General features: G+C 62.2%; 14 protein-coding genes. 2 read left to right on the top strand and 12 right to left on the bottom strand.

The window, feature by feature from the left end:
- Window positions 1–171: 171 nt before the first annotated feature.
- On the bottom strand, window positions 172–567 hold the full coding sequence (locus ACL9RI_RS06325) for a hypothetical protein (protein WP_422725721.1): 396 nt from the start codon (window positions 565–567) through the stop codon (window positions 172–174).
- 274 nt (window positions 568–841) lie between these two features.
- Between ACL9RI_RS06325 and ACL9RI_RS06320 the strand changes: the two genes are divergently transcribed.
- Together ACL9RI_RS06320 and ACL9RI_RS06315 are read left to right on the top strand one after the other, a co-directional pair.
- Entirely contained in the window at window positions 842–1,555 is a 714-nt protein-coding gene (locus ACL9RI_RS06320) for a sensor histidine kinase (protein WP_422725720.1), read from the top strand.
- A gap of 19 nt (window positions 1,556–1,574) precedes the next feature.
- Window positions 1,575–2,093, top strand: a complete 519-nt coding sequence (locus tag ACL9RI_RS06315; protein ID WP_422725719.1) for a DUF6265 family protein — start codon at window positions 1,575–1,577, stop codon at window positions 2,091–2,093.
- Between the two features lie 24 nt (window positions 2,094–2,117).
- On the opposite strand, the gene ACL9RI_RS06310 is transcribed toward ACL9RI_RS06315, so the two are convergent.
- The 11 genes from ACL9RI_RS06310 to ACL9RI_RS06260 all read right to left on the bottom strand — a co-directional run bounded on the left by ACL9RI_RS06310 (window position 2,118) and on the right by ACL9RI_RS06260 (window position 14,412).
- Window positions 2,118–3,416 (bottom strand): NAD(P)/FAD-dependent oxidoreductase, encoded by a 1,299-nt coding sequence (locus ACL9RI_RS06310; RefSeq protein WP_422725718.1) that lies wholly within the window; start codon window positions 3,414–3,416, stop codon window positions 2,118–2,120.
- A 51-nt stretch (window positions 3,417–3,467) separates the two neighbouring features.
- A complete protein-coding gene (locus tag ACL9RI_RS06305; RefSeq protein WP_422725717.1) occupies window positions 3,468–3,995 on the bottom strand; it encodes a hypothetical protein in 528 nt (175 codons plus the stop codon).
- Window positions 3,996–4,119: 124 nt separating this feature from the next.
- Entirely contained in the window at window positions 4,120–5,769 is a 1,650-nt protein-coding gene (locus ACL9RI_RS06300) for a methyl-accepting chemotaxis protein (protein ID WP_422725716.1), read from the bottom strand.
- A gap of 184 nt (window positions 5,770–5,953) precedes the next feature.
- A complete protein-coding gene (locus ACL9RI_RS06295) occupies window positions 5,954–7,342 on the bottom strand; it encodes a multicopper oxidase family protein (protein WP_422725715.1) in 1,389 nt (462 codons plus the stop codon).
- 2 nt (window positions 7,343–7,344) lie between these two features.
- Window positions 7,345–8,685, bottom strand: a complete 1,341-nt coding sequence (locus ACL9RI_RS06290) for a TolC family protein (protein WP_422725714.1) — start codon at window positions 8,683–8,685, stop codon at window positions 7,345–7,347.
- A gap of 1 nt (window position 8,686) precedes the next feature.
- Window positions 8,687–9,034, bottom strand: coding sequence for a hypothetical protein (locus tag ACL9RI_RS06285; RefSeq protein ID WP_422725713.1), 348 nt, complete (start codon window positions 9,032–9,034; stop codon window positions 8,687–8,689).
- A 95-nt stretch (window positions 9,035–9,129) separates the two neighbouring features.
- Window positions 9,130–9,528, bottom strand: a complete 399-nt coding sequence (locus ACL9RI_RS06280) for a hypothetical protein (protein WP_422725712.1) — start codon at window positions 9,526–9,528, stop codon at window positions 9,130–9,132.
- 68 nt (window positions 9,529–9,596) lie between these two features.
- Window positions 9,597–11,231, bottom strand: a complete 1,635-nt coding sequence (locus ACL9RI_RS06275) for a diguanylate cyclase (protein ID WP_422725711.1) — start codon at window positions 11,229–11,231, stop codon at window positions 9,597–9,599.
- Window positions 11,232–11,351: 120 nt separating this feature from the next.
- Window positions 11,352–11,909: an NADPH-dependent FMN reductase gene (locus ACL9RI_RS06270; RefSeq protein WP_422725710.1), complete on the bottom strand. Its 558-nt coding sequence runs from the start codon at window positions 11,907–11,909 to the stop codon at window positions 11,352–11,354.
- Window positions 11,910–11,996: 87 nt separating this feature from the next.
- Window positions 11,997–13,121, bottom strand: coding sequence for an alanine racemase (gene alr, locus ACL9RI_RS06265; protein ID WP_422725709.1), 1,125 nt, complete (start codon window positions 13,119–13,121; stop codon window positions 11,997–11,999).
- A gap of 1 nt (window position 13,122) precedes the next feature.
- On the bottom strand, window positions 13,123–14,412 hold the full coding sequence (locus ACL9RI_RS06260) for a D-amino acid dehydrogenase (RefSeq protein ID WP_422725708.1): 1,290 nt from the start codon (window positions 14,410–14,412) through the stop codon (window positions 13,123–13,125).
- Between the last annotated feature and the right edge of the window lie 54 nt (window positions 14,413–14,466).

Raw genomic sequence — 14,466 nt, 5'->3', positions numbered from 1 at the left:
CAGACGTTGATGCCGAGAAAGCTCAGCGAACTGTGCGAGCCATGCCTGCCATTGCGCTTGTTGCATGCTGATCTCCCTGTTTGACTGGTCTGATGAGTCAGACCTCAGCCTTGCAGGAAGATTCCCCTATTTATCGAGGACAGAGCCTTTTTTCATGCCGGCAGGCCATACCTATTTTTTGGCCGCCGTAACTTCATGCCGGCCAGCATGCTGGTGGTCGTCATGCGCATGGGCCTTGTCGGGCGCCACCTCGATGCGCGTGATGCCGGCGTCGACGGAAATCGGATCGCTGGCGGGGAACGTCATTTCAACGGCATCATCGAGCAAGGCATCCTTGGCCCTTTCCTCGCCGCTCATGCCTTCCTCGTCCGCCAGGATGGCCAGCGCACTGGCCCATTTGACGAAGTTCAGGTTCGATAATTCACGCACGGTGCTGACGCCAAATGCCTGCTGCAAAGCCTTGGCGTCCTTCGCGCTGACGCCGCGCAAGGCGCTGATGGGCGCATTGACGATGTCGCGAAAACTTTTATCGGCATATTCCTGGTCAACGATGGTATCGATATTCATGGTATTTCCTTTCAACTCGGTGGTAGGGCCGTGGGCGCGTGTGATCGCCACGACAGGACAGCCCCACTATGGCAGGGACATGCGCGGCGGTATGTGCGCAGCCGTACGTAGAAACCGAGGCTTGCGATACCCACCCGGCAGGGATTAAATGATCCGGACACACGATAATTGCCCAAAAGACATATTTTTTCCATACATGCGCCTTGCGGCGAAATCCTCATGTATGATCCTCACCTTCCATCCTGTCATATTCTTTTATTATTTACGGGGCGCCATGTCCGCACAAAAAAATCCGAACCAGGAAGCTTTCAGGGCCGATGCGGAACGCGCTGCCGATCTCAGCGAGTTGCTGGGGCATGTCAATACCAGTTGGGACAATGAACGGCGCGCCCTGTCGCGCCAGTTGCACGACAGCCTGGGCTCCTCGCTGACGGCGCTGACCATGCATCTGTCGCTGCTGACGCAAAAGATGCCACAGGAAGCGCCGCTGCTGGACCGTGCGGCAACCATGAAGCAATTGCTGCTGAACGTGATTGAAACCAATCGCCAGATGCAGATGAAATTGTGGAACGACAAGCTGGAATTTTTGGGCGTGAATGTGGCGCTCAGCGAACTGGCCGCGCAATTTGCCGAGCAGCATAAAATCACCGTACGCTGCAGCCTGCCCGAAGATGAACTGATTTGCCCGCGCAACGTGGGCGTGGCCCTGCTGCGCACCCTGGAAGAAGCGCTGGGCAACATCGCCGCACACGCGCACGCAACCGAAGTGGACATCATCGTCGATGATAATGACGATGGGCTGATGCTGACCATCAAGGATGACGGCGTGGGCCTGCCTGTCAACAAGCCCGTTGAAATGAGCAAGCATGGCTTGCGCGCCGTGCGCGAGCGCGTGCACTACCTGGGCGGCAGCTTGAGCCTGTCGGCCAATCCACAGGGCGGAACGATCCTGCAAGCAGTCTTGCCACGCATTTTACCGAAAGAATAAATCAGACAAAGGGGACGACATGCACAGATACACCACCGCTATTTTGCTGGTAGCGCTTATCGGTATTGGAAATGTGCAGGCGGCCGAAAAAATCGTGCCGCCGCCGGAGACGGTCGACAAGCTGGCCTGGCTGTCCGGCTGCTGGCTGGTCGATGGCGCCGAACCGGGCACGGGCGAGCAATGGAGTACGGCGGCGGGCGGCACCATCCTGGGCCTGAGCCGCACCGTCAAGGGTGGCAAGACCACCGAGTTTGAATTCGTGCAGATCCGCATCACCGAGCCGGGCCAGCTCGCCTACATCGTGCAACCGTCGGGCAAGGCGCCCGTGGTCTTCAACCTGCTGCGCCAGGACAAGCCGAACGAATTTATTTTCGCCAACCTGGACAACGATTTCCCTAGCCGCATCATCTACCGCCACGACAGCGAGCGCATCTTGCACGCCAGCATCACCGGTACCCTGAAGGGGAAATTCACCACCATCAATTTCCCGATGACGCGGGCGCGCTGCGATACTGTCACCGGCGAGCGCTCCCGCTAAGGCCAGGCAAGCCCGCACACCTCGTCAGTGCAGCTTGACCTGCGGCGTGCTGCGCTTGATCAGGAAACGGCCCATCGCCATCACGCCCGTGCGCACGCTGCCCAGCACGGCCTTGTGGTGCATCAGGTGCAGGCTGACATACATCATGCGCGCAATAAAACCTTCGACGAACCAGCTCAGGCCTTTGAGCGAGCCCATCAGGGTGCCCACCGAAGTGGTGCGGCCGAAGGACACCAGCGAACCGTAATCGAGATATTCATACGGCCTGGTTTGCGGCGGCTTGCCTTTCACCTGCAACAGGAAGGTCTTCAGCAGGTAATCGGCCTGCTGATGCGCCGCCTGGGCGCGTGGCGGCACCAGCTTGCCATCGGCGCCGGCGCACGCGGCACAGTCGCCCAGCGCAAAGATATTCGCATGGCCCTGCACATTGAGCATGCCCGTCACTTCCAGCTGGCCGGCGCGGTTGGTCGGCAAGCCTAAAGTCGACAGGAATTCGGGCGCGCGGATGCCGGCCGCCCAGACGCAGATATCGGCCGCATAGGTGGTGCCGCTGGCGATGGTGACCTTGTCCGCTTCGATCGAGGTGACGCGCGTATCGGTGGCCACCGAGATGCCATGCTGGTTGAGCAGCTTCAAGGCCGCCCGCGAAACACGCTCGGGCAGCGGCGCCAGGATGCGCGGCGCCCCTTCCAGCAGGGTGATGCGCACATCCTTGATGGCGTTCAGGTTCTGGAAACCGTACGCCGCATACACGCCGCTCGCTTCGCGCAATTCGGCCGCCAGTTCCACGCCCGTGGCGCCGCCACCGATGATGACGATGTCGACGCCGGGATGGCCCAGGTCACCCTGGCGCTGCTCGGCCATGGCCAGCAGTTTGAGCAGGGTCAAACGGAAACGTTCGGCGTCTTCCGTGGCGTTGAGGGAAATCGTGTGCTCCTGGGCGCCGGGCACGCCGAAATAATTCGAGGTGCTGCCTACGGCCAGCACCAGCTGGTCGTAGCCGATCTGGCGCTCTGGCAACAGTTGCTCGCCTTTATCGGAAGCGATAGCGCCCACCGTCACGCGGTTGGCCGCCGCATCGAGTCCGGTCAAGGGGCCGTACACATAGGTAAAGCCGTTATCGTGGGCCAGCATCTGGTAGGACAGGCCTTCCTGGTGGATGTCCAGGGTGCCCGCCGCCACTTCATGCAGCGACGGTTTCCAGATATGGTAAAGACGGCTGTCGACCAGGGTGACCTGGCCGGGGCCGAGTTTGCGGCTAAGTTTGCAGGCCAGCTCCAGGCCGCCTGCCCCACCGCCTACGATGAGTATTTTACTGTGCAAAGATCCTCCGTACGATTGCTATGATGAATTCTGTTACTGCCTGGTTTTTGCTTAGTTCCTGCGGTCGCCGCCGCGGTCGCCGCCACGGTCGCCGCCACGATCATTGCCCGGGCCACGGTCTCCTGGCCCACGGCCATTGCCGGGCCGGTCGCCGCGATGGTCGTCGCGGCGGTCATCGGGCCGGTTGGGCCTGGCCTGCGGTGGAGGTGGCGGACGATAGCCTGGACGGCCATGGTAGCGGTCCGGATGCTGCTGGCGATAGCGCGGTATAAACTGGTTGGTATACCAACGGTCCTGGACAAAGTATACCTCTTGGTTACAGGCATTGTACACGCGGCAGTAGCGGGGCCAGTTTTGCGCGTAGCCGGGCGGCACGCGCAGGTAGATAGGACGGCCAGCATAATGGCTGGGGCGCTGGACGATGATCGGTTGCGGATAGATCAGTTCGGGGGCGGGATAGTCTCCCACGTCGATACGGCCGAAGAAGCCGGGCTGGCCGATACTGATCGATACACCTGTTTGCGCCTGGGCGCCGGCGGTGATCGCCAGCAAGGCAGCGGCAAGGGTCAGGGTTTTCATTGAGAACTCCTGTAGATGGCAGTACGTCAATTGTAGTCCTTGTTTGAAAACAAGTCGGTACGCATGAACACTTAGAGCCTCCAAGGCGCGCGGCGCACGCCATCCACGGAGAAATGCGCCGGAATCAGGCCAGGCGGCGCACCTGTGCCACAGGCGACGGACGGCGCAGCGGCGTCACATTGCTGGCTGGCGCCGCGGCCGGGCCTTGCTGCTGGGAATGCAGGCGAAACACGCCCACCAGGTCGGTCAAGGCATGCGCCTGCTCCTGCAAGGATTCGGCCGCAGCGGCCGCCTCTTCCACCAGCGCCGCGTTTTGCTGCGTCACCTGGTCCATCTGCACCACTGCCTGGTTGACCTGTTCGATGCCCGCGCTCTGCTCGGCACTGGCGGCCGTGATTTCCTGCATGATATCGGCGACCCGGCGCACGCTAGTGACGACTTCATCCATAGTCAGTCCCGCATCGTGCACCAGCCTGGCGCCGATTTCCACCTGCTCGACCGAATCGCCGATCAGGGTCTTGATTTCCTTGGCCGCCGCCGCGCTGCGGTGCGCCAGGTTGCGCACCTCGGTCGCCACCACCGCAAAGCCACGCCCCTGCTCGCCCGCCCGCGCCGCTTCCACGGCCGCGTTCAAGGCCAGGATATTGGTCTGGAAGGCGATGCCGTCGATCACGCTGATGATATCGACGATCTTGCGCGAGGAAGCGTTGATCGATTCCATGGTCTGCACCACCTGCCCGACCACCGCGCCCCCCTTGCCGGCCACTTCGGAAGCGGCGCCGGCCAGCACATTGGCCTGGCGCGCATTGTCCGCATTCTGGCGCACGGTGGAGGTCAGCTCTTCCATCGACGAGGCGGTTTCTTCCAGCGAACTGGCCTGCTCTTCCGTGCGGGACGACAGATCCAGGTTGCCCTGGGCGATTTCACCCGATGCCGTATGAATGGTGTCCGTGCCGGCGCGCACCTGGCTGACGATGCCAACCAGTTTGTCGCGCATGCCTTTCATGGCATACAGCAAGCTGCTCTCGTCATGGCGGGCCGTGCGGATCTCGATCGTCAGGTCGCCCTCGGCAATCGCGCCCGCAATTTTGACGGCATAGTCCGGTTCGCCACCGAGCTGGCGCGTCAGGCTGCGGGTGATCAGCGCACCGAGCGCCAGCCCGGCCACCAGGCTTCCCAGCACCAGCGCGATCATGAAGCTGCGGCTGGCCTCGTAGACACGATTGGCCTGCTCGGCGGCAACCTTGGCCCGCTCTTCCTTTTGCTGCGACAAGGTATCGAGCACGCTGTCGAGCTCATTGGCGTGCGCGCGCGTCTTGTTCAACAGCGCATCGAGCTCCGCGCTGTGCTGCGACAGCGGTTCGGCAGTGGCCAGCGCCAGTGCCTGTTGCATGGTGCTGCGGTATTCGGCGTCCACCGTGGCAAAACGGGCAAACAATTGCCTGGCCGCCGGCGTGACGAACAGCGGTTCCGCCTTGGCCAGGTTGGTCTTGTTGATGTCGAGGTATTTGGCGATATCGGCCTGGCGCGTGCTGCGTTCTTCCGGGGTCGTGGCCAGCAAGAAATTGCTGCGCGCCCGGCCCACCTTGGTCAGCGCAATATTGGCTTCCTTGATGTAGGACAGTCCCAGCAACTCATTGTGGTACATCTGTCCAGCCATGGTATCGATCTTGCCCATATTGAAGATACCGATGCCCGCCACGATGGCGCCCAACAGCGCGACGCAAAAGAATGCTGCGATCAAACGTGTTCCGACCTTCATCCGATTCAACATGTTTCCTCCTTTTCTAGTCGTCCGACACATTGGCTATATAGCTAATCCATTGATTATAAAGAAAAAAAGGCAGAACATATGCTCGGATTGTCACTAAGCAATAATTCCTTGATTCAAAGCAACATGTAAAACGGCTTGCCATGCTAGGCAAGCCGTTTGTTGCACTGCGGCATGATCCGCTATATTAATGGTCCATCGGTCCAGCAGGTTTGCGCACCGTCATCTCAAGGCCATGTTGACCGGGCGCCAGGTGCTTGCCCACGCCCTGCCCCCTTACCGGTTCCGGCAAGGCGCCCGTCCATTCATAGGCCAGGGTGCCGGCCGGGTGCTTATACCAGCCCGGATCGCGGTAGTCGCCCGGTTTCTGGTCCTTGCGCACCTTCACCGTGGTAAACATGCCGCCCATGCCGATCGCGCCAAACGGACCATCGCCTGCCATCATGGGCAGGGTATTGTCGGGCACCGGCATCTGCATCTCGCCCATGTCGGCCATGCCCCGCTCGCCCATCACCATATAGCCGGGCACCAGTTGGTTGATCTTGGCGGCGATGCCCTTGTGGTCGACGCCGATCATGGTGGGCACGTCATGGCCCATGGCATTCATGGTGTGGTGCGACTTGTGGCAATGAAAAGCCCAGTCGCCCAGTTCGGTAGCCGTAAATTCCATGGCGCGCATCTGTCCCACGGCCACGTCCACCGTCACTTCGGGCCAGCGCGATTCGGGCCGCGTCCAGCCGCCATCGGTGCCCGTTACCTCGAATTCATGGCCATGCATGTGGATCGGGTGATTGGTCATGGTCAGATTGCCGACACGCACCCGGACCTTGTCCCCCTGGCGCACCACCATCGGATCGATGCCGGGGAACACGCGGCTGTTAAAGGTGTACAGGTTAAAGTCGTTCATGGTCATGATCTTCGGCGTGTAGCTGCCGGGATCGATATCGTAATTGCTGAGCAGGAAGACGAAATCGCGGTCGACCTTCATGAAATTCGGGTCTTTCGGGTGGGTGACCCAGAAACCCATCATGCCCATCGCCATCTGCGTCATTTCGTCGGCATGCGGGTGATACATGAAGGTGCCGGGGCGCTTGGCGATGAACTCGTACACAAAGGTCTTGCCGGGAGCGATGCCGGGCTGGGTCACGCCCGTGACGCCATCCATGCCATTGGGCAAGCGCTGCCCATGCCAATGCACGCTGGTGTGTTCCGGCAATTTGTTGGTGACGAAAATACGCACGCGGTCGCCCTCCACCACTTCGATGGTCGGCCCCGGCGACTGGCCGTTGTAGCCCCACAGATTGGCCACCATGCCGGGCGCCAGTTCGCGCACCACGGGTTCGGCCACCAGGTGGAATTCCTTGACGTTGTTATTCATGCGCCAGGGCAAGGACCAGCCATTCAGGGTGACCACCGGATTAAACGGCCGGCCATTCGGCGGCGGTGGCGGCGTTTTGGTGTCGGCCGTGGCCATCGTCACCGCTTCCGGCAGGGAGGCAGCGCCCACGCGGCTGACGGCGGCCGCGCTCAAGGCGACGGCGCCCGCATTCATGAAGAAATTTCTACGTGTGATCATCATTATTCCTTATGCGCAGAGCCAGAGCCATTGATGGCGGCCTGCAAGTCGGTTTGGGCGATCCAGAAGTCGCGCTGGGCTTCGATGGCGCCATTCACGCTCATCACCTGTTCGCGCGCATCGGCCAGCAGCTCGAACACGCTGGCCAGCATGCCGTTGTAGCGCAGCAGCACTTCATGCGAAATCGTCTTGCGCAAAGGCACGACTTCATCGCGGTAATGGCGCGCCAGGTCATACGCCGTGCGGTAGCCGGAATACGCCTCGCGCACTTCCGAGCGGGCGCGGATGGCGGTGTCGGCCGTGCGGTGCATGGACTGCTCGTACAGCGCTTGCGCCCTGGCGTTGCGGGCCGTGCCCCAGTCGAACAGCGGCAGTTCCAGCGACACTGCATAGCCGTTTTCACGCGGCGCGCCATTCACGCTCTTGTTGGTGTAGCCGGCGTCGAGCACGTTGACCAGGCTGGTCACTTTCGACAGCCCCAGCGCATCGGCCGTGGCGTGCGTTGCAATCTTCGCGCTTTGCACGTCCAGCCGCTGCTCCATCGCCTGCGCCTCGATATTGCCCGCTTCGGGCAAGGTGGCCGGCAAGTCCGGCAAGCGGTCCGGCAGCTTGATGTCGGCCTGCGTGCCCCACAATCCCAGCAAGCGCGTCAGGCGCTCGCGCGCCACCGTCGCCTGGTGCTGCGCACGGGCCTGTTCGCTGACGGCGTCCGCATAAAACACTTGCTGGCGCGCCTGGTCGAGCCGGCTCCAGTTGCCCACCTGCTGCATGCGGCCCGCCAGTTCGGCGCCCGCTTCGGCGGACACCCTCGCCTGCTGCATGAATTTTTCCGTCTGCACGCTGGCCACGGCAGTGAAATAGGCGCGGCGCGTCTCGGCCGCCAGTTGCACGGCGCTGCTGGCCGCTTGCAGCTTGGCCTGCTCGAAGCGGTTCCGCTCGATCTTGACGCGCATCGGCATGGTCAGCAGGCCGGCCAGGTCGAAACTGACGCTGCGGTCGATTTCGTTACCATCGCCGCCATGCACCCGGCCAAACGACAGGCCGGGATTGCGCAGGCGCCCCGCTTGCACCAGGTCCGCTTCGGAAGCGCCCAGCTCGGCCAGGGCGATTTTCAGGCTGCGATTGTTCAGCAAGGCAATCTGTACGGCGCTGTCGGCGCTCAAGGGCTGGGACAGTAATTGCGCCAGTTGCGCATCATCGCCGTCTTTCGCCAGGCTGGCGGGCTGGCCGACGCGGGCCGAGGTCAGCGCCGACACATCGTGCAAGCCGCCATCCTGGCTGAAACTGGCGCATCCGCCCAGCAGCAAGGCCAGCGCCAGGGCGCTCAATTTTGGATACGCCATGTCAGTGCCCCTCATGCCGGTGTTCAGCTGGCTTGGCAGGCGCCACGGCTGGCATCTTCATGCCGTCCATCTTGTCCATTTTCATGCCATCCATCTTCATGTGGTCCATCTTGCCCATGCCACCCATGTGGCCCATATGGCCGCCGGCATCGCCGACGGTCTTGTTGGCGGCCACCCAGGCTGCATCGGGCGTGCTGTCGGCTTCCTCGAACGCCTGGTAATTGTCCAGGGCGGAGTGGAATCGGGTGGCGGGAACGGATGCGGCGGCATCCTGCGGCTGTGGCGCCACCGGAGATGCGGCGGCCAGCAGCGGCCAGGCGACGAACGCCAGGCAGAGTAATTGCTTCATGTTATTTCCTGATGGTAAAGAATCGCGCACGGGGCGCGCCAAGACAATGGCATAGCGGCAGGCGCAACAAGACAGCGCCGCCGGCTCAAGGGCGGTCAGGCGGAGCGGACCAGTCTCGGGGGGCGTTCCAGGCCGGCAGGGATATGCCCGCTGAACAGCAGGCTGCCGGCGATGGGCATGGGCACGCCCGACAAGCTCAAAGGCTGCAGCAGCGGCATGCCAGGCGGGGCCGTGGCGCCCACGGTGCACGCGCCATGGTTGCTGCAATCGTGACCGTGGTGCATGCCCATGTCGGCATGCTCAACATCATCGGCAGTGTGCACCATCGGCTCGGCCATGTCGTGGCAATGGGGCGTCTGCGCCGTCATCACCGGCCTTGCCGGCGTTACCGTCGCGTCCTCCACGCAACAGGCGCGCATGGACGACGCAAACCCTTGCAGGGGGAGCGCGGCGATCAGCAGCCAGAGCAGGAAGCGGAAAAAAACGCGGTGCATGGAGTCAGGTATTTTTTATAATAAACTTCATCAATGAGATTACTATAAACCTTCCCATGCAAGGAAGGTCAAGCATTATCGCTCAGCAAATGTGCATGCGCATCGGCCACGCCCACGCAGTTGCGGCCCTTTTTCTTGGCTTCATACAGCGCTTCATCGGCGGCGTGCAGGATCGCGGCGACGTCCCCGGCCTCTTGCGCCGAGGCCACCACGCCCAGCGACACCGTGACGGCGCCGGCGCCTGGAATATCGGCTTCGGCCACCCGCGCGCGCAGGCGCTCGGCCACCCGCACGGCCGCGTCCAGGCCGGCGTCCGGCAGCAGCATCAGGAATTCATCGCCGCCATTGCGGCACAGCACGTCGGCATCGCGCGAACAGGCCCGCATCAGCTGGGCCAGGCGCAAGATCACTTCATCGCCGACGGCATGGCCGCGCTGGTCGTTGACCTGCTTGAAGTGGTCGATATCGATGGCCACCACCGAGAATGGCCGCGCCTGCGCCTGCCACGCTTCCAGCGCCGCCGCCATGCCGCGCCGGTTGGACAGCCCTGTCAGCGGATCGGTCTGCACGTCGAACTTCAGTTTGCCTATCTTGTGCTGCAACAAGGACAGGCCCTGCAGCAGCGCTCTCTTGATCTGCGACGCTTCCAGATACCACGAACGGATGGCGGCGATATGCTCGGCCGTGCCCGGCTTGTCCATGCGGCTGGCGTTTTCCGCCAATTGCCCCAGCGGCCGTGAAATCAGCCTGGCCAGCCACCAGATGAAGGGCAGGCTCAGCAAGGCGATCGGCAGCGAATGCCAGACGGTATCGGCCATCAGCTGGTTCAGCGGGGCCAGGGTCATCGCCGTGGGCCGCTGGGCCACGATGCCCCAGCCCGTCGACGGCATCACGGCGTAGCCGGCCAGCATGTCGACACCGACGCTGTTGACCATGCGGGTGCTGCCCGCCTCGCGCTGCGCGATGATGGCATCGATCATGCTGTTGGCGCCGACCTGCTCGCCCAGCCGTTCAGGGTCCGGGTGGTACAGCAGGCGCCGGCTCTGGTCCACCACATATAAATAGGAGCCATCGCGGTAGTAGTGATGGCCGAGCATGCTGAACAGGATGCTCTTTTGCTTCAAATAAATGCTGCCGCCCACGTAACCAAGATAACGGCCGCCCTTGTCGATGATGGGGTGCGAGATAAAGACCACCAGATTGCCTGCCGAGGAGACATACGGATCGCTGATGACGGGGCGGCGCTCCTGCAGCGCATGTCTGGCGCCCGGCGAATCGAGCTGGCGGTTTATCAAGCCCAGGGTTTCCGGCGACACGCCCAGCACCTTGCCCTGGGCGTTGACGATCAATACGGAATTAAAACTGTTGGTTTGCAGGCGCAAACGTTGCGCCTCGTCGGCCAGCATATCGCCATTGGCCATGTGCCCCGGCAAGCGGTCGGCGCTGTAGGCCAGTTGCTGGCGGGCCGATTGCAGGAAGTCCTCGGCCGTGCTGGCCAGCTTGCTCGCGTACGCGTGGTTGGCTTCCAGTGTGGTGTCGATCAGCAGCTGGCGCTGCACCTTGTAGCTGGCATAGAAGGTATTGACCAGGGAAATCAAGGCGCTGGCGAAGGCGACCAGCACGATCAAACGGCGCAAGTTCATGCGCAGAACAGGTTTAGTCCACATGGAGTCGGCAACGATGCGCACGATTGCGCGTAGCAAAAGTGCACATTATACGAGCAGAAAAGTGGGCCTAAGCTGTAAAAAAACAAATACACGCCATAAAGGACTGTTTTCAGGCGGCAATGATCACCTTGCCGCCCGAGCCAGCTACTGCCTTGATCAGGCGTGAATCGCGTGCTTTTTCACCCAGTCCACATAGCGCTGCATCCAGCCCTGGAAAAAGCCCAGGCTGGCCGCTCCGATGGCGCCATGCTCGTCAAACAAGCCTTCTTTGGCCTGGATAAACATTTCCGGCTGCCCCAGCAGCGGCACGTCCAGGTAGGCCAGCACATTGCGCAAATGCTGCTGCGCCAGGGCCGTGCCGATGGCGCCCACGGAGACGCCCAGCACGGCGCCCGGCTTGCCTGCCCACACGCTCTGGCCATACGGGCGCGAAGCGTGGTCGATGGCGTTTTTCAGCACGCCGGGGATGGAGCGGTTGTATTCGGGGGTAATGAAGAGCACGGCTTGCGAATCGGCAATCTCCGTCTTCAGGCGCCGCACCTGCCCGGCCTGGGCGCCGTCGTCGTCCTGGTTATACAGGGGCAAGTCGCCGATTTCGATGTGTTTAAAGGAAAATTCAGGGGGCGCCAGCTTGATGATGGCGTCGGCCAGTTTGCGGTTGAAGGAATCCTTGCGCAGGCTGCCAACGATGATTGCCACTTGGTATTGACTCATGGGAACTCCTGATATGGTTGAAAAAAAGCCCTGGAGCAGAACATCACGCCAGGGCCATCTTGCCACAAAAATCAGGAATGCTTCCTGCTACCGTGCCGCCCCTGCCAGGCCTTGATATTCGCGGTAATAACGCCCGCCCAGGTTCGTCAGCACCTCGTAGCCGATGGTATTGGCCATGGCCGCCACGGCGTCGACCGGATGTTCGGCGCAGATCAGGTCGACCAGGCTGCCAGGCGCCAGGCGTTCCGGCGCGATCGCGCTGACGTCGAGCGTGATCGAATCCATCGATATATTGCCGATTTGCGGCACCTTGACGCCATCGACGATCGCCAGGCCCTGGTTGCTCATGCTGCGCAGCCAGCCATCGGCATAACCGACGGACACCGTCGCCACCTGGCGCGGCTCGCTGGCCGTGTAGCGGCGGCTGTAGCCCACATGGTCGCCAGCGGCAATCGTGCGTGTCTGTAACACCTTGCCTTGCAAGCGCACCACCGGACGCAGCGGATTCGGCGCATCGGCGTGCGGCGCAATGCCGTACAGGGCGGCGCCGGGACGCACCAGGTCGAAATGATAGTCGGGCGACAGGAATACGCCCGATGAATTGGCCAGGCTGGCGCGGTATTGCGGCAGGCGCGCGCGGATGGCCGTGAAGCGGGCCAGCTGCTCGGCATTCATCGGGTGGCTGCGTTCGTCGGCGCAGGCCAGGTGGCTCATGATGTAGCGCACGTTGATGCCATCGAGAAAGTGCGCATCGCCCAGCCAGGCGTCCACTTCCTGCGGCGACAAGCCCATGCGCGACATGCCGCTATCGACTTGCACGATGGCGTCCAGCGGCTTGCCCAGGGCGGCCGCGTGCGCGCGCCAGCCGGCCACCTGCTGCGTGCTGTTGAGCACGGGGATCAGGCCATGGGCCAGGAAGGCGCCTTCCGTGCCGACCGGCGGGCCATGCAGCACAAAAATGGCGGCATCGATCGCCACGTGCGGGCGCAGGCTGATGCCCTCTTCCAGGTGGGCCACGAAAAAGTGGCGGCACCCCTCTTCATACAGGGCCGCGCCCACTTGCGCAGCGCCCAGGCCATACGCGTCGGACTTCACCACGGCCGAGCAGACGGCCGGGTGGGCAGTGTCACGCAATAAACGGTAGTTGGCGCGCACGGCGCCCAGGTCCACCGTCAGGATGGCGCCGCTACGCTCTTTCGGAGGCATCGTCATCTCAGGCACCCGCGTATTGCAGCTTGCCACCACGCTGTGCGCCGCTGTAACGGCTAACGGACAGGTCGTCGGCCAGGATGGCGGGCTTTTTCGACGACATCAGGTCCGACAGCAACTGTGCCGAACCGCAAGACATGGTCCAGCCCAGGGTGCCGTGGCCCGTATTCAGGAACAGGTTGCGCAGCGGCGTGCGGCCCACGATCGGCGTGCCGTCCGGCGTCATCGGACGCAAGCCCGTCCAGAAGGTGGCTTCGGCCGTATTGCCGCCACCGGGGAACAGGTCGTTGACGACCATTTCCAGGGTTTCGCGGCGGCGTGGATTCAAACGCAGGTTGTAGCCGGCGATCTCGGCCATGCCGCCGGCGCGGATGCGGTCGTCAAAACGGGTAACGGCGATCTTGTAGGTTTCATCGAGGATGGTCGAGGCCGGTGCTTTGCTGCCATCGACGATGGGCACGGTGATCGAATAACCTTTCAGCGGATACACGGGAATGTCCAGCAGCGGCTGCATGAAGCCGGTCGAATACGAACCCAGCGCCACCACATAGGAATCGGCCTTGACCACTTCCGCGCCACACTGCACGCCGGCAATGCTGTCGCCTTCCGTCAACAGGGCGTCGATCGCCACGCCGTAGCGGAATTTCACGCCCAGCGCCACGGCCATTTCCGCCAGGCGGGTGGTAAACAACTGGCAGTCGCCCGTTTCATCGTTGGGCAAGCGCAGGCCGCCAAACAATTTGTCTTTCACCGCTTCCAGCGCCGGTTCGGCGCGCGACAATTGATCGCGCTGCAGCACTTCGAACGGCACGCCCGCGTCTTTCAGCACTTCGATATCCTTGGCGGCATCGTTGTATTGTTTTTCGGTGCGGAACAATTGCATGGTGCCTTGCTGGCGGCCTTCATAGGTGATGCCCGCTTCGGCGCGCAAGACTTTAAAGCAGTCGCGGCTGTACTCGGCCAGACGCACCATGCGCTCCTTGTTGACGGCATACGCTTCCGGCGTGCAGTTCTGCAGCATTTGCCACATCCATTTCAGCTGCGACAGGCTGCCATCGAGCGAAATCGACAATGGCGCGTGGCGCTGCATCATCCATTTCACGGCTTTTAAAGGAATGCCAGGCGCGGCCCACGGCGAGGCGTAGCCGGGAGAAATCTGACCCGCATTGGCGAAGCTGGTTTCCAGTGCCGGGCCGGGCTGGCGGTCGATCACGGTCACTTCATGTCCCGCCTTGGCCAGATAGTAGGCACTGGTGACGCCGATGACGCCGCTACCCAGAATCACGATACGCATAATTTCCTCAATTAAATTTAGGGCACATTGCCAGATTTACCGCTATCATATTGG

The organism is Janthinobacterium sp. Mn2066 (genome assembly GCF_049319705.1).
GTDB lineage: Bacteria > Pseudomonadota > Gammaproteobacteria > Burkholderiales > Burkholderiaceae_D > Janthinobacterium.
The sequence above is the reverse complement of the archived record's forward strand: the minus strand, read 5'-3'. Positions and strand labels throughout refer to the sequence as shown.